The sequence below is a fragment of the Dyadobacter sp. SRI_021 genome, from assembly GCF_057586235.1.
On record NZ_JBYCZM010000004.1, the window covers coordinates 156,338 to 171,499 of the forward strand.

Annotated in this window: 12 protein-coding genes; 10 read left to right on the top strand and 2 right to left on the bottom strand. The window is 49.8% G+C overall.

Features of this window, described 5'->3' with window-relative positions:
* Positions 1 to 185 precede the first annotated feature (185 nt).
* From AC2YIT_RS13620 to AC2YIT_RS13655, 8 genes are all read left to right on the top strand, one after another.
* A complete protein-coding gene (locus tag AC2YIT_RS13620) occupies positions 186 to 1,229 on the top strand; it encodes an SGNH/GDSL hydrolase family protein (protein WP_487279522.1) in 1,044 nt (347 codons plus the stop codon).
* The gene (locus AC2YIT_RS13625) at positions 1,226 to 2,392 is read left to right on the top strand and encodes a glycosyltransferase (RefSeq protein ID WP_487279523.1); all 1,167 of its coding nucleotides are present in this window, start codon (positions 1,226 to 1,228) and stop codon (positions 2,390 to 2,392) included. The genes AC2YIT_RS13620 and AC2YIT_RS13625 overlap by 4 nt, the downstream gene beginning before the upstream one ends.
* Before the next feature lie 29 nt (positions 2,393 to 2,421).
* Positions 2,422 to 3,576 (top strand): glycosyltransferase, encoded by a 1,155-nt coding sequence (locus AC2YIT_RS13630; RefSeq protein ID WP_487279524.1) that lies wholly within the window; start codon positions 2,422 to 2,424, stop codon positions 3,574 to 3,576.
* Positions 3,577 to 3,640: 64 nt separating this feature from the next.
* Entirely contained in the window at positions 3,641 to 4,567 is a 927-nt protein-coding gene (locus AC2YIT_RS13635; RefSeq protein WP_430845846.1) for a glycosyltransferase family 2 protein, read from the top strand.
* The gene (locus AC2YIT_RS13640; protein WP_430845845.1) at positions 4,524 to 5,090 is read left to right on the top strand and encodes a putative colanic acid biosynthesis acetyltransferase; all 567 of its coding nucleotides are present in this window, start codon (positions 4,524 to 4,526) and stop codon (positions 5,088 to 5,090) included. Before AC2YIT_RS13635 ends, AC2YIT_RS13640 begins: the two co-directional genes overlap by 44 nt.
* Positions 5,087 to 5,830 carry a glycosyltransferase family 2 protein gene (locus AC2YIT_RS13645; RefSeq protein WP_430845844.1) on the top strand — a complete coding sequence of 248 codons (744 nt, stop codon included), beginning with the start codon at positions 5,087 to 5,089 and terminating at the stop codon, positions 5,828 to 5,830. Before AC2YIT_RS13640 ends, AC2YIT_RS13645 begins: the two co-directional genes overlap by 4 nt.
* 148 nt (positions 5,831 to 5,978) lie before the next feature.
* Positions 5,979 to 7,169 carry an MraY family glycosyltransferase gene (locus AC2YIT_RS13650; protein WP_430845843.1) on the top strand — a complete coding sequence of 397 codons (1,191 nt, stop codon included), beginning with the start codon at positions 5,979 to 5,981 and terminating at the stop codon, positions 7,167 to 7,169.
* Positions 7,170 to 7,284: 115 nt separating this feature from the next.
* Positions 7,285 to 9,558 carry an NADP-dependent malic enzyme gene (locus AC2YIT_RS13655; protein ID WP_487279525.1) on the top strand — a complete coding sequence of 758 codons (2,274 nt, stop codon included), beginning with the start codon at positions 7,285 to 7,287 and terminating at the stop codon, positions 9,556 to 9,558.
* A 74-nt stretch (positions 9,559 to 9,632) separates the two neighbouring features.
* Here AC2YIT_RS13655 and AC2YIT_RS13660 read toward each other — a convergent pair whose 3' ends face one another.
* On the bottom strand, positions 9,633 to 11,495 hold the full coding sequence (locus tag AC2YIT_RS13660; protein WP_487279526.1) for a glycoside hydrolase family 2 protein: 1,863 nt from the start codon (positions 11,493 to 11,495) through the stop codon (positions 9,633 to 9,635).
* 179 nt (positions 11,496 to 11,674) lie between these two features.
* Here AC2YIT_RS13660 and AC2YIT_RS13665 point away from each other — a divergent pair, with 179 nt between their 5' ends.
* The gene (locus AC2YIT_RS13665; protein WP_487279527.1) at positions 11,675 to 12,757 is read left to right on the top strand and encodes an isoaspartyl peptidase/L-asparaginase family protein; all 1,083 of its coding nucleotides are present in this window, start codon (positions 11,675 to 11,677) and stop codon (positions 12,755 to 12,757) included.
* Between the two features lie 89 nt (positions 12,758 to 12,846).
* Entirely contained in the window at positions 12,847 to 13,953 is a 1,107-nt protein-coding gene (locus AC2YIT_RS13670; RefSeq protein WP_487279528.1) for a T9SS type A sorting domain-containing protein, read from the top strand.
* A 160-nt stretch (positions 13,954 to 14,113) separates the two neighbouring features.
* Here AC2YIT_RS13670 and AC2YIT_RS13675 read toward each other — a convergent pair whose 3' ends face one another.
* Entirely contained in the window at positions 14,114 to 15,025 is a 912-nt protein-coding gene (locus AC2YIT_RS13675) for an alpha/beta fold hydrolase (RefSeq protein WP_430845838.1), read from the bottom strand.
* Positions 15,026 to 15,162 lie beyond the last annotated feature (137 nt).

The following is a 15,162-nucleotide window of genomic DNA, read 5'->3' on the forward strand; positions in this document are numbered from 1 at the left end:
TTCCGGTATTGTCACTATTTTACCGGTGGTTGGGGAGCAATAGGAACACCGGGGAAGAAGGTCGGCAGCAGCGACCATGCCGGATTAAATACCGACTTATTTAGTTAACGAAAACCGAAAAAGCAGTAAATGGAAAAAGTAATCCTAAATTTGCAGTCACTTTCGACGCAGAAGACGTTCACTTGATGTTAAAGTTTGTTTACGGTTTTTTAATAGCTATTGTCATTCTCGCAGGGATTACCGAGGTTGTATTAAGGGTAAAATATGGCTTTTGTAATTCGCCTCTTTATGTATCTGATCCTGATTTTGAATATATATATGCACCTAACCAGGACGTCAAAAGGTTCGGTCAGGTGCTGCGTACCAATAGCCTCTCCATGCGGAATGAGGAGGTACTGCCCACCGATAGCCTCGTGATTCTGCTGATCGGCGATTCGGTCGTCAACGGCGGAAGTCTTACCGATCAGGACAGCATTGCTTCCACCCTGCTCGAAAAACGCTTTTTAAAGGATTTCAACAAGCGGGTGCGCGTGCTGAACATCTCCGCCGGCTCCTGGGGGCCGGATAATATCGCCGCTTACCTCAAAAAATACGGTACTTTCAAGGCCAAACTGATTTGCCTCGTAACGAGCAGCCATGATGCACACGACATCATGTCCCACCAGAGCCCGGTAGGGATCGATCCCGGATGGCCCGATAAACAATATAAGGTAGCGCTCTATGAACTTTGGGATCGGTACCGCTGGATGTTCTTCTATTTCCTGGATACCCTTTTCCTGACGCCCGAACCGGAGAAAAAGGAAGAGAATATTGCAATTGTGAAGCCCGACGTGACCGACAGTGCGCACGTCGCGGCCGACGCTAAAGCGGTTGAGGATACGATTAAAGCCGAAAAGCTCAACGAAGCGGGTATCCGCAAGCCGGGTCTGATATTCAACCCGGGTTATGAGCAGCTCTATGAAATCGCCCGGCAGCAGAATATCCCGATGTTCATTTACCTGCATCCGGAAATTTCCGAGATCGACCTCGGCCATTTCAATGACCAGGGGCAGGAGATCATTGCATTTGCCAAAGAAAAGAATATCAGGCTGATAGATGAATTCCAGTTCGGTGTATCGAAGGAACGTTACCGGAAAATGGATGTCGTACATTTCAACAGCAGCGGGCAGGCCTTCCTGGCTGATAACCTGTACCCATTGTTTCAGGAATACCTTAACCTTCGGAAATGATGCGCGTACTGATTGTTCACAACCAATTATGGGCGCATTACAAATCGAAGCTTTTCAGTGAGATCGACCGCGCTATGAAGCGGGCCGATCCGGCCGACGAATTGCTTGTCGCCCAGATCGCATTGTACGAGGCGAGCCGGAAAGTCATGCAAAATGACGATACGATCGTCTACGATTATCCTTACAAGGTCCTTTTCGAGCGAAGCCTCGACCAGGTAGGCTTCGGCGCACGGCGCGAAGCGCTTTTCAGGATCTTCAACGAGTACCGGCCCGATGTACTCAATATCACCGGCTATTTCGACTGGGCGCAGGTACTGCTCATGTTTTATGCGCGCGCAAAAGGTGTGAAAGTGGTGATTTCATCGGAATCTTCCTCCGCGGATCATAACCGTTCCGGTTGGAAAGAGGCGATCAAGAAAGTAATTGTGAGCCGTGCCAATGCATTTTTTTGCTTTGGCAAAACATCGGCGGAATACCTGGAAAGTCTGGGCGTTGCGAAAAGCGCTATCAAAGTGCGCAATGCGGCGGTGATCGATGAGCAGGTAATCCGCCAACGGTACGACGAAGCCCAAAAAGAGCTTCATGCGACTGCGAAGCCTGTTTCAAAGAAATTCGTCTACGTGGGCAGGCTCGCGCCGGAAAAGAACCTGGATACATTAATCCGCGCATTTGACCATACTGTGAGGCAAACCGGCGCCGACTGGCAGCTGCTTTTTGTAGGTGACGGACCTGAAAAGGAGAATCTGGAAAAGCTGGTGGCCGGTTCCGGTGTTGCCGGTAAGGTCATTTTCGCCGGGGGATTCCCGTGGTACCAGGTGCCAGGCTGGCTGGCACAGAGCGATGTGCTGGTGTTACCCAGCAAATCGGAGCCGTGGGGGCTGGTGGTGAATGAAGCGATGGTATGCGGAATGCCCGTGATCGTGTCCGATACCTGCGGATGCGTCGGTGATCTGGTGCGGGATGGTGTAAACGGATTTACATTTAATCACACACAGCAAGCCGCTTTGGAAAAGCATTTAACGTTTTTCATCCAAAATCCCGACCGCATCGCCGCAATGGGCCAAGAATCTTTGAAATTGATTGCTCCATTCGCATCCGGACCGGTGGCTGTGCAAATGTCCGAAACGTACCACGACCTGGCCGCCCAAAGACAGGAAGCATAACGAACACAACTATACATTAAAACCTAAGCATGCGAATACTCAATATTTGTGCATATACATGGGCGATCGGAGGCCCGGCCCGCATTATCTATGACCACACTACCGAGGTCGTAAAGCAGGGCCACCAGGTCGATATTCTGAGCCCAATGACACCCGGTGAGAAAATGTACCCCGTGCCCGAGGGCGCGCGACTGATCGCAGTTGCACGTACGACGCCGGTAAGCAACTTTTACCGGGAATTTTCCGTCGAATTGTACAAATACCTGAAAAAGCACATCCACGAGTACGACGTGGTACATATGCACGGGATCTGGCATTTTGGTAGCCTGGCACCGTTCCTGATTCCCTCCAAGGCGGTTAAAGTCGTCACCATCCACGGCCTGCTCGACAAATGGGCGGTCGCGCATAGTAAATGGAAGAAGGACCTGGTGACTTTGTTATACCAAAAAAGGCTGCTTGGTAAAGCCGATCTGGTCCAAATCAACAACACGGACGAAGAAGCGGACGTGATCCGTTACCTGGGTTACCGTCCGAAAAACATGGTGATCGTGCCTAATGGCATGAAGCTCGACGAGTATAACCGCGCCAACTTGCCCGCTAAGGGTATTTTCAGGGCTAAACATGGCATTTCACCCGACCAGCAAATGGTACTGTTCCTGGCCAGGCTGAACATTAAGAAAGGCCTTGACCTGCTTTTACCTGCATTTCAGAAAATTCACGAGCAAATACCGGACGCCCAGCTGATATTAGCGGGGCCCGACGACGGTTACCAGGCAGAAACCGAAGATTTTATCCGAAAGCATAACCTCGGAGGCCGCATTAAGCTCGTAGGAATGCTGACCGACACCATCAAAAAAGAGGCATTGGCCGATGCGGATCTATTCGTTTCACCCTCCTATTCCGAAGGATTTTCGATTGCGGTGCTTGAAGCTATGACCTCAGGCGTGCCTGCACTCGTGTCCGACCGCGTAGGTTTCGGCGACTACATTGCGCGCTACGATGCGGCTTACCTGACCCCGCTGACCAGCGATGGCGTGGCGGATGGCCTTCTTAAAATATTACAAGACAAGCCTTATGCGGAAGGTATCGCAAATCGAGCTTACAAGATGGTAACTGAAAATTTTGACATCCGCGTGGTTGCCAACCAGCTATTGGAAGAATACAAGAGAGTTCAAAAAAAGTAACTACATTTGCTATCGAATGTAACCGCTGACCGGCGCCGGGATACAGGTCTGTTTTAATTCAAATATGGTCGATTTATCAGTCATCATTTTAACGCACAACGAATCCAAGCACATCGGCCGGTGCATTCAAAGCCTGTTACAGGTTACCGACAAGATTTTCATCGTCGATTCGTATTCCACCGATGATACGGTGGCAATCGCCGAAAGCCTCGGCGCTATCGTGGTACAAAATCCCTGGGTTTCCTACGCTTTCCAGTTCAATTTCGGCATCCGGAATAACCCGTTCCAGACGGAATGGCTCATGCGCATGGACGCAGACGAGTACATCACGCCTGAGCTCGCGCAGGAGCTGAATCTTTCGATGCGCAACATTCAGCAAGACGTATCAGGCCTCTACGTGAAACGCCGGGTCATTTTTATGGAAAAATGGATCCGACGGGGCGGGTACTACCCGATCTGGCTGCTGCGCGTGTGGCGGCGCGGGCTAGGCGTTTGCGAGGAACTGTGGATGGACGAACATATCAAACTCAGCAGTGGCACCACCGCTCAATTGCAGTACGATATCGTCGATCATAACCTTAATAACCTCACCTGGTGGACCCAAAAGCATAACAATTATGCAATCCGCGAGGTCATCGACCTGTTGAACATTAAATATAACTTTGATAGCAAAGAGACTGTGGAGCCCAGTTTCTGGGGAAGCCAGGAGCAGCGTACACGTTTCCTGAAAATCAAATATGCCAATATGCCGCTGTTTACGAGGCCGTTTATCTACTTTACATACAGGTACTTCGTTAAATTGGGCTTCCTGGATGGAACGAAGGGGCTCATATGGCACGTTTTACAGGGGTTTTGGTACCGTTTTCTGGTGGATGCCAAGATTTACGAAGTGTATCACCGTGTAGGACGCGACAAGGAAGCTATTATATCACATTTCAGGACGGAATATGGAAAAGACCTCAGAAACCCAAACCAATCTGTCCGTTTATAACAACGACTGGTATAATCCGGGCGGTTATCCGAAGCTGGTGATATGGTATTTGCTGAACCGTTTGTTCATCCACACACATATTCCCTACCCTTCGGCATTCAAGGTGGCACTGCTCCGTTTGTTCGGCGCGAAGATCGGCAAGGGGGTGGTAATCAAGCCTAAAGTGAATGTGAAATACCCCTGGTTCCTGCAAATAGGCGACCACGTATGGATCGGCGAGAATGTGTGGATCGACAACCTCACATTGGTGACTATTGAATCAAACGCATGCCTGTCGCAGGGAGCGATGCTTCTGACGGGTAACCATAATTATAGAAAAAGCACTTTTGACCTGATAGTGAAGCCCATAACGCTTGGCGCAGGCTCCTGGATCGGTGCGCAGGCGACAGTTTGCCCGGGCGTCCAAGTAGGCTCCCATGCGTTGCTGACCGTCGGATCGGTGGCTACAAGCCATATGGAGCCTTATGGAATTTACCAGGGAAATCCTGCGAAATACATCAAAACAAGAACTATAACCAATTGAAAGTAAGCATACTTACTGTTGTATATAATGGCGCGGCCACGATCCGCTACTGCATTGAATCCGTGCTCGGACAGGATTATCCGGATATCGAGTACATCGTCGTGGACGGAAACTCCAAGGACGGGACCCAGGAAATCGTGCGGTCATACGGTGAAAAAATCGCCCGTTTTTTGAGTGAACCCGACGCCGGAATTTACGATGCCATGAACAAAGGCATACAATTAGCAACCGGTGACATCATAGGAATCCTGAATGCCGACGATTTTTACGCGTATCCGTCGGTAATCAGTGAAGTGGCCGGAGTGCTGGCATCCAGCAACGCCGACGCTTCCTATGGCGATTTGGAATATATTGACGCGAACGATGCAACGGTGGTGCGCAGAAAGTGGGTCTCTGGTGCTTATAAAGTGGGTGCGTTTCTGAACGGATGGATGCCGCCACACCCCACCTTTTTCGTCAGGAAAGAGGTCTACAACACACACGGGCACTTTCGCCTTGATCTGGGAAGCGCAGCAGATTACGAACTGATGCTGCGGTTTGTACATCGTGAAAACATCAAGCTTGCTTACCTGCCCAAGGTCCTGGTGAAAATGCGGGCGGGCGGAGTCAGCAACAGCACACTAAAGAACCGTATCGCGGCCAACCGCAACGACCGGCTGGCCTGGAAAGTCAACAATCTGAAACCGCGGTTTTATACTTTGTGGTTAAAACCTTTAAGAAAAATTATACAATTTATTTAGGGCCGGAAAGTCAACGCAAGTACCTTAAACCAGATAGTAAATATTTTGATATTCAGGCATTTGCATATTTCAATTATTGATTTATATTTCGACATTTGATTTGGATTTTTCGATCCGTCCTCAACGCACTTCCTAATTTGACAGGCACATGGAACTACAACTACCTCTGCAAATATTGACTGAAGGAAACGTCAATACGCTTGTCCATCACGACATTTATCAATGCCTTCTTTCCTTTTTGATCGGATGCTTTCTTTCGATCATTTCGATACCGATTATCATTAACCTCTCCAACCTGCTGCATTTGACTGCAAAGCCGGGTTTCAGGAGCTCACATGAGACGGAAACGCCCACTTTAGGGGGCATTGCCATATTTGCAGCCACGCTGATTGCCTACTTCCTGTGGCCGCATTCGGAGAATATCCTCGATTCCAACCTGATCAGCCTGGCCATGACAGGTGTGATCATTCTGTTCTTCCTTGGGATTAAGGACGATATCCTGGCAGTGGACCCGACCAAGAAGCTCATTATCCAGATTTTTGCGTCGCTGATCCTTGTTGCGATGGGTAACTTCAAGGTCGATAATTTTTACGGTATCTTCGGCATTCACGGCGTTTCGGACTTTATCAGCATCCCGCTTACCGTTTTCATATTCATCGCGATTATCAATGCGATCAACCTCATCGACGGGATCGACGGTCTGGCAGGTGGTATCAGCCTCATCGCCGGCCTCGGGTTCGGGATCTGGTTTATCGCAAACGATCATTTCTCGTTCGGCTGCCTCGCATTTGCGATGTCGGGTTCGCTACTTGGTTTCCTTCGTTTCAATTTTTCCAAAACCAGCAAGATTTTCATGGGCGACACCGGTTCGCTGATCGTCGGCTACCTGCTTTCGATCTTCGCAGTGGAATTCCTCTCGCTCAATGTCGGTTACCTGCACGATCCTAATGCTTATTTCAATGCGCCGATTATCGTTATGGTACTGCTCATCGTACCGATTTTCGATACGCTGCGGGTCTTTATTGTCCGTATTTTCAAAGGCGGCTCGCCATTTGTCGCCGACCGTAACCACATGCACCATATTCTGATCGACAACGGCCTGAACCACTTCTGGGCATCGTTCACCCTCTGGATGGTGACTATCGTGAATACGGCATTGTTTTTCACATTCCATGGCGACATTACCAATACGGCTTCGCTGTACATTTACATCGGCATGTTCGGATTGTACATGGTATTTGCCTATTTTCTCAAAAAACGCATTGCTTCTGTCAAAGAGCGTAAAAAATTGGTCAAAAGCCCATCATTGGCCGACGACGACCTCTCCACTTTCCAATAAATGATGTAACCGCGTGTCTCAAAAAACCGCAATGAAATTCTCGCGAATACCTTTCGAGAATTCATTGCGGTGAACCGATTGTTTGTACCTTGCACGAAACATCGTCAACTTAAGTATGAAGAAAAAGATTAGAAAAGAAGACGCGCTGTACTACCATTCCAAGGGTAGGCCAGGAAAAATACAGGTTATCCCCACCAAAGAAACGAGTACCCAACGCGACCTTTCGCTTGCCTATTCGCCCGGCGTGGCAGAGCCTTGTCTGGAAATCGCGGATAATGTAGAAAACGCTTATCAATACACCGCCAAGGGCAATCTGGTAGCTGTTATCAGCAACGGTACCGCTGTACTTGGCTTAGGTGATATCGGTCCGGAAGCTTCCAAACCTGTGATGGAAGGAAAAGGGCTGCTCTTCAAAATATATGCGGATATCGACGTTTTCGACATAGAACTCAACACCAAAGACGTCGACGAGTTTGTCAGAACGGTCAAGATACTCGAACCTACTTTCGGCGGTGTCAACCTCGAAGATATCAAGGCCCCCGAATGTTTTGATATTGAAGCACGGCTCAAAAAAGAACTCAATATCCCCGTCATGCACGACGACCAACACGGAACGGCGATTATCAGCGCCGCAGCCATGCTGAATGCATTAGTGCTCGTCGACAAAAAGATCGAAGATATCCGCGTGGTCGTCTCAGGCGCGGGTGCCTCCGCGGTATCGTGTACGAAGCTTTACCTCGCATTGGGCGCCAGTCCGAAGAACATCGCCATGTTCGATACCAAAGGCCACATCCACAACGGCCGGACCGATTTGAGCGATATGAAAAAGCAATTCGCGACAGATAAGGCATACGGTTCACTGGAAGAAGCTATGGTAGGCGCCGACCTGTTCCTGGGGCTTTCCACCGCCAATATCGTTTCGAAGGAAATGGTAAAATCCATGGCGAAAGATCCGATCGTGCTCGCAATGGCTAACCCCAACCCTGAAATTCCTTATCCCGACGCGGTGGAAGCACGTGAAGACGTGATCATGGCTACCGGCCGCTCCGATTATCCGAACCAGGTGAACAACGTGCTGGGCTTCCCGTACATATTCAGGGGCGCGCTCGACGTACGCGCGACGGAAATCAACGAGGAAATGAAGCTCGCAGCCGTGCACGCCCTGGCCGATCTGGCTAAAAAGCCGGTTCCGGACATCGTAAATCTGGCTTACAATGAAACCAATATCGTTTTTGGTAAAAACTATATTATTCCCAAACCGGTAGACCCCCGCTTGCTGACGACCGTAGCCCCTGCTGTGGCGAAAGCCGCGATTGAAACCGGCGTGGCGCGCAGGGTAATCACCGACTGGGATGCTTACGAACAGGAACTTTCGAGCCGTTTGGGACGCAACGAGCAGATTTCGCGCGTGATCCTCAACAAGGCGAAGCTCGCGCCTAAAAAGGTGGTTTTTGCAGATGCGGAAAACATCCAGGTATTGCGCGCCGCTCAGCAGGTACGCGACGAAGGTATCGCAACCCCTATTCTGCTCGGCAATAAAGAAACCATCCAGCATTTAATCCGCGAAAGCAAGCTTGACCTGGCCGACGTGTCGATCATCGACCCTCGCGCGCCGGAGAGCGAGCCGATGATCGAAAAATATGCTGCGAAACTGTTCGAAAAGCGCCAACGAAAAGGCCTCACGCCGATCGAAGCGCGCCGTACGATGTATTTCAAAAGCTATTTCGGCTCGATGATGGTCGAAAACGGCGAAGCGGACGCGTTCATTTCGGGTCTCACAAGGACCTACCCCGACACGATCCGCCCCGCGCTGCAAGTGATCGGTAAGCAGGAAGGCGTCAACAAAGTGGCCGGTATGTATATTTTGCTCACACCGAAAGGCCCCTTGTTCTTCTCCGACACGACCGTGAACCTCGATCCGACGGTCGATGATATCGTGGAAATCACCGAACTGACTGCGAAGGCCGTAGAGCGTTTCAACATCCAGCCGCGCATTGCATTGGTAACCTATGCCAATTACGGCAGTGCCAAAGGCGCCGACGCCGAAAAAATGCGGGATGCGACCGCGATCCTGAAAAAACGTAACCCGTCGATGATTGTGGAAGGGGAATTGCAGGCGCACCTTGCATTCAATACCGCCTTGTTAAAGGAAAATCACCCGTTCAGCGATTTGGTGGACGGCGGCGCGAATACCTTGATTTTCCCGAATCTTTCGGCCAGTAACATTGCTTACAACCTTTTGAAAGAAGCTGCGGAACTCGAAACGATCGGACCAATCCTGCTGGGCCTGAAAAAGCCGGTACACGTGCTGCAATTGGGCAGCTCGGTGCGGGAAATCGTGAACATGGTGGCGATTGCCGTCGTGGAAGCGCAGATGAAAGGCAAGTAACGTTTTTTTGATATTGTTAAAATTAAAATAGCCCGGATCGCTCCGGGCTATTTTGCTTGAATGCGTTACCTGATTTACGGTTTCAACTTCACAAATGAAGGATCGTAAAGTTTAGAATGGATCTGCTTCAACTTCGTCTCAGGGAATTTAACCACCTTGCGATCGTAAGTCATCAAACCATTGGTCTCCACTTCCACATCGGTCGTCTGCGTGTAAACCGCCGCTGAAAGCCCCTTTTTAATCAAAGGTTCGAAACGGTCGATAAACGTCGCATAACGGTTATAGAGCTCCTCCTGATTTTTAAAACTCTGATAACCCCAGTTATCTTTTTGCTGCCAAACGTGCTGATCCACTGGCAAGCCGAGGCCACCAAATTCTCCCAAAACAATAATTTGCTTCTGACCAAACAAATCGGGGCGCGGCATGACCGGCGCGGGATAGTTGTGCAAATCGATAATGTGCCCTACCGGCTCGAAGTTTCCGCCGCTGGCGCTGTTTACCAGGCGCGAGGGGTCGTACTGCATGGTCCAGTTAGTGATCTCAGCCGTTTTAAATTGTCCCCACGCCTCGTTGAACGGCACCCAAACGACGATTGACGGGAAGAAACGGTTGGCATCCATAATGGCCTTCCATTCTGTTTTGTAAATATTTTCAGATTCCGGCGTACGTTTTTTGTCGGTTTCGTTGCCTGTAATTCCCGGACGCATTTCCCAGTTATTACCCAGGTCACCGCTCGGCATATCCTGCCATACGAGCATTCCAAGCTCATCACAATAGCGGTACCATCTCGCGGGCTCCACTTTCACGTGTTTGCGGATCATGTTGAAGCCCATTTCCTTGGTTTTCAGAATATCGAACTTCAATGCCTCGTCGGTAGGCGCGGTGTAGAGGCCATCCGGCCACCAGCCCTGGTCGAGCGGGCCATATTGGAAAAGGAACTTGTTGTTCAGCGTCATGCGCTGAACGCCGTTCTCATCCACCTGAACCCCTATTTTACGCATAGCGGCGTAGCTTTTCACCTCGTCCACCGGCTTTCCATTACGGGTAAGCGTCACCGTCAGATTGTAGAGGTTCGGAGAGTCCGGCGACCAGAGTTTCGCATCGCTGATGTTCAGCGTAGCAGACTGGTTGGCCGCTACCTCCTGTTCAGCTACTTTATTTACGCCGTCCCAGGCGGTAATTTTCACTTTATCAGCCGCTCCTGCGCTTGCAACTTCTGTATTTACGGTTAAAGTTTGTTTATCAATGTCGGCCACCGGTGTGACTTTCGTAATATGGCTTGTTGCAACCGTTTCCAGCCAAACCGTCTGCCAGATACCGGTAACCGGCGTGTACCAGATTCCATGCGGATTCTTGATCTGCTTGCCGCGCGGCTGCGGGCCATCGCTGCTCGGATCCCACACTTTCACGGCGATTTCCTGCTGCTTTTTCTTCACAAGCAGGTCGGTAATATCAAAGCTGAACGGATCGTAACCGCCCTGATGGCTTCCGGCAGGTTTGCCGTTCACGAATACTTCGGCTTTCCAGTCGACGGCTCCGAAATGGATCAACACGCGCTGGTCTTTCAGTTTCGGTGCAAAATCGATTAAGCGCTGGTACCAGAGAATACTATCTTTGCCCACCGTTCTGCCCACGCCCGACAATGCGGACTCAACGGCAAACGGGACTAATATCTTACCATCGAAGCTGGAAGGTTTGGTATCGCCGGCGCTTTGGGGAACGATCGCGTAGTTCCACAGACCATTGATATTCTGCCAATTCGGTCGTACCATTTGCGGACGGGGATATTCGGGAAGCGGGTTTGCTGCCACCACCTTTTCCGCCCATGGCGTTACGATCCTGCCTTGCACATACTTCCAATCAGCGGTTTGCTGCGCATGAGCCGGACCATACAGGCTGCCCAGAAGAACTCCCAGGCCGAGCACTACTTTTTTCATCAGTTTTCGGTTTTTTAATAAATTTTAATCAGAACTACCAAAAGTAGCGGTAGAATGGGCTCTACTGCTAAAAAAAAGCACTTTTCGCGCATTCTACGCTTACTCCACCGATTATCAGCCTGATAGGGATATAGGATTTTAGTTACTAGATTTGAAATTATCACTCAAATTACTATCCCATGAAAAGACTTTCCCTTACCCTGTTGATCACCTTCTCATGCATTTCTGCATTCGCGCAGGATTTTTCAGACAAGATCACGCTCGTCATACACGGGGGCGCCGGCACGATCACACGCGCGAACATGACACCCGAGCGTGAAAAAGCATATCGCGAAGCAATGAATACCGCGTTGGAAGAAGGTTATGAGGTGCTCAAAAAGGGCGGTACCAGTGTACAAGCTGTCGAAGCGGCCATTCACGTCATGGAGGATTCGCCGCTGTTCAATGCGGGTAAAGGCGCTGTGTTTACGAGCGAAGGCAAAAATGAGCTGGATGCAGCCATTATGGAAGGCAAAACACTGAAAGCAGGTGCGGTAGCCGGTGTTACGACCATTAGAAACCCGATTTCAGCGGCCATTGCGGTAATGGACCAATCGGTGCATGTGATGATGGCCGGCAAAGGTGCCGAGCAATTTGCGAAAGAGAAAGGGCTGGAAATCGTCGATCCGTCGTATTTCTACACCGAGGCCAGATACAAAGCATTGGAACGCGCCAAAGCACAGGAGAAGACGGAGCTGGATCATAATGCGAAAGAGGAGAATGGAGGAAGGGAGAAAAAGGAAGTTAAGAAAGCTCCCAAGACTGGCCATCATTCCGCGGAGGACCTCATTTTTACAGAAGGGAAAAAATTCGGAACGGTGGGCTGTGTGGCATTGGACAAATATGGTAACCTGGCGGCGGGAACTTCCACGGGCGGCATGACCAACAAGCGGTACGGCCGCGTCGGCGATGCACCGATCATCGGGGCCGGCACTTACGCCAACAATGCTACCTGTGCGGTTTCGGCAACGGGGAATGGCGAATATTTCATCCGTTCCGTCGTTGCCCACGACATTTCGGCGCTCATGGAATATAAAGGACTTTCCCTGACAGATGCCGCCAATGAAGTGGTGATGAAAAAGCTCGTCGAGAGAGGCGGCGAGGGCGGTGTTATCGCAGTCGACCGGAATGGTAACGTGGCGATGCCCTTCAATAGCGAAGGAATGTACCGCGGCTACATTAAAAGTGACGGCAAACGTGAAATATTGATTTATAAGGACTAGCAGTTTGTTTTCAGGAAGCCATACAAAAACGCGCCTTCCGCGCGTTTTGAACATATATACATGTAACCTCACGGCTTCTTTTCCTCTATATGAAATCAGTTTACAGCATTCTTTTACTGATCCTGCTTTCGGTGACGTTCGCTGAGGCCACCCACCTAAAAGGGGGCGAGATTATAGCGACGTATTTGTCCGGGCAAAGCTACAAAATCAAGGTAAGGCTATATGTCGATCAGCATTTCGGCGGCACGGGTGAAACGGCGAGTACGATCAGCGTATGTATGGGCGATGGAAATGTGGTTGATCTACCGCGCGTAGTAAGCGGTATTGAGCCACTTCCGGGAAATGTGATCGTCGCGGAATACGAGGGCAGCTACACCTATGGAAGTTCCGGCATTTATCAAATATCCTATGCGAACGACCAGCGGAGCGCTGAAATTCTTAACCTGCCCAATTCGCTTGGTACCAGCCAATTCATCTGGACTGTGATCAACACGCAACAACCAAATTCCACGCCAATATTGCCCTACCTTTCCTTCGAAGCAGGCGTGCGACAGGTTTTCTCTGTTGATTTAAAACCAACTGTTGCGGATAACGACAGCATTACCGTGCGAGCAGTTCGGCTAAGTAAACCTTCGCCGGGGACTTGCGGCGTGCGGATGCTCGACCACAGCTATCTATTTCCTAACGAAATCAGCGCTACCGGTACATTTAAAGTGGACGCAGCGCAGAAAAAGCTGGTTTGGACGGCACCCGAAGTGGTGGGCAATTATCTTTTTGCCATGGTTGTTACGGAATGGCGCGACGGCGTTAAAATTTCCGAAAGTTACCGGGAAGGCATGGTGACCGTGGTCGACAGACCAGGAGACACCGTTGAAATACCACCCTACGAATCATCGGAATATGGTGGTGTGATCACTTCTACGCCGGCCGTATCATCTTCGGAGGTGTCGATGGCTATCCAGGCATACCCCGTGCCTACCGAGAATTTTGTGACGGTAAAAGCATACAGCAAGCAACGGGCGATCATCCGTTTGCAGCTGATTGATATGAATGGCCGCATTTTGACTGAGATCGCCAGCAAGACACCCGAAATTTCCGTACAGGAAGTATTTGATATGCGTAACCTGACGCGAGGCATGTACCTGATCCGGGCAAGCAACGCGAAAGACTCGGTGACGCAGAAAGTACTGAGATAATGCCGACCGTTTGTAATGGTATCCGGTACGAATGTCGTCCTATGGAGTATAGTTGTTTTAGGTGAAATACAATTTCACGTATTACCATAGGTTAATTATTAACAGAAAAGCGGCAGGTCCTGTAATCTGCCGCTTTCTTCTTGAATGCAGGTTGGACAACCTATTCGTTTCCTATTTCTTCACCTTTCCGTCCCAACGCGGTGATCTTATCCTGGAACAATCTGCTTTTCAGCAACATTTCCTTGATCATCGCAGCATGTGAAAAGGTAATCATATGACCCGCGTTGTACAGGAAAATATATTGGGCGCGTTTGCTTTTGATATGTTTTTTGGCAAAATCGATGTTCGTCGGATCCGCTATCCAGTCGTTGCCGCCCTGGATCACAGTGGTGGGGACGCTGAGTTGTTCCCATACCGGCAGCATTTTACGGAGCTCATCGGCGTGGCTGTATTTTTCGGCCGTTGCCGCGTTGAATGCTCTTGGCAGGAAAAGCTGTATAAAACTCATCCTGCCCCATTTGGAAAACCAGAAGAAACGCTCGGTTTCAGGATCGATCACCGGCGAGACCATGATAAGCTCTTTCACCTGGTCGGGCGCCATGGCTGTCAGCCGGGCCGCAATAGGCGCCCCATAAGACCTCCCGAGTACGATTACCTTCTGATTACTTTTATTCAGCGAGAATACCGGAAGCAACGCATGAGCCTGCGTTTCGATTGACGTGACGTATCGCCGTTTTTTTAACCGTGATTTACCGTAACCTACTCTATCGACCGACACGATATGAAAATGCTTTTGCAGATCCTCGTCGTCCATCAGGTTCATATATCCCCACAGCGATCCGGGAGCACCGTGAATAAGCAGCAACATCGGGAGCGTATCAGGCCCTATGCTGGCCAGCGAAAGTGAAAGTGTGTCGTTCTTGATGAAGATTTCCTTCGGCCTGACCTTTTTATCTGCATAATGCCTCCGCACCTCCTTGGCTGAAATAATGTACCGCGAAAAGCAGGAGCTTAGTGAAACGGATAAAGAAAGGAACAGGACAACCGAACGAAGTAATTTAAAACTTAACATACGCCGTAAAGAATCTTGCCTTATTTCCTAAATTCACAGGATATTTCAATATACGATTTTATCGGGAGAAAAAACTGATCAATGGCCTTTTTTAAAAAGAAGATGCCACTCTCAAAATTTTTCGGTGCATTTCGTTG

Coding starts and splice junctions, on each gene's coding strand:
- AC2YIT_RS13620 (WP_487279522.1), top strand. CDS start 186: ATGTTAAAGTTTGTTTACGGTTTTTTAATAGCTATTGTCATTCTCGCA.
- AC2YIT_RS13625 (WP_487279523.1), top strand. CDS start 1,226: ATGATGCGCGTACTGATTGTTCACAACCAATTATGGGCGCATTACAAA.
- AC2YIT_RS13630 (WP_487279524.1), top strand. CDS start 2,422: ATGCGAATACTCAATATTTGTGCATATACATGGGCGATCGGAGGCCCG.
- AC2YIT_RS13635 (WP_430845846.1), top strand. CDS start 3,641: ATGGTCGATTTATCAGTCATCATTTTAACGCACAACGAATCCAAGCAC.
- AC2YIT_RS13640 (WP_430845845.1), top strand. CDS start 4,524: ATGGAAAAGACCTCAGAAACCCAAACCAATCTGTCCGTTTATAACAAC.
- AC2YIT_RS13650 (WP_430845843.1), top strand. CDS start 5,979: ATGGAACTACAACTACCTCTGCAAATATTGACTGAAGGAAACGTCAAT.
- AC2YIT_RS13655 (WP_487279525.1), top strand. CDS start 7,285: ATGAAGAAAAAGATTAGAAAAGAAGACGCGCTGTACTACCATTCCAAG.
- AC2YIT_RS13660 (WP_487279526.1), bottom strand. CDS start 11,495: ATGAAAAAAGTAGTGCTCGGCCTGGGAGTTCTTCTGGGCAGCCTGTAT.
- AC2YIT_RS13665 (WP_487279527.1), top strand. CDS start 11,675: ATGAAAAGACTTTCCCTTACCCTGTTGATCACCTTCTCATGCATTTCT.
- AC2YIT_RS13670 (WP_487279528.1), top strand. CDS start 12,847: ATGAAATCAGTTTACAGCATTCTTTTACTGATCCTGCTTTCGGTGACG.
- AC2YIT_RS13675 (WP_430845838.1), bottom strand. CDS start 15,025: ATGTTAAGTTTTAAATTACTTCGTTCGGTTGTCCTGTTCCTTTCTTTA.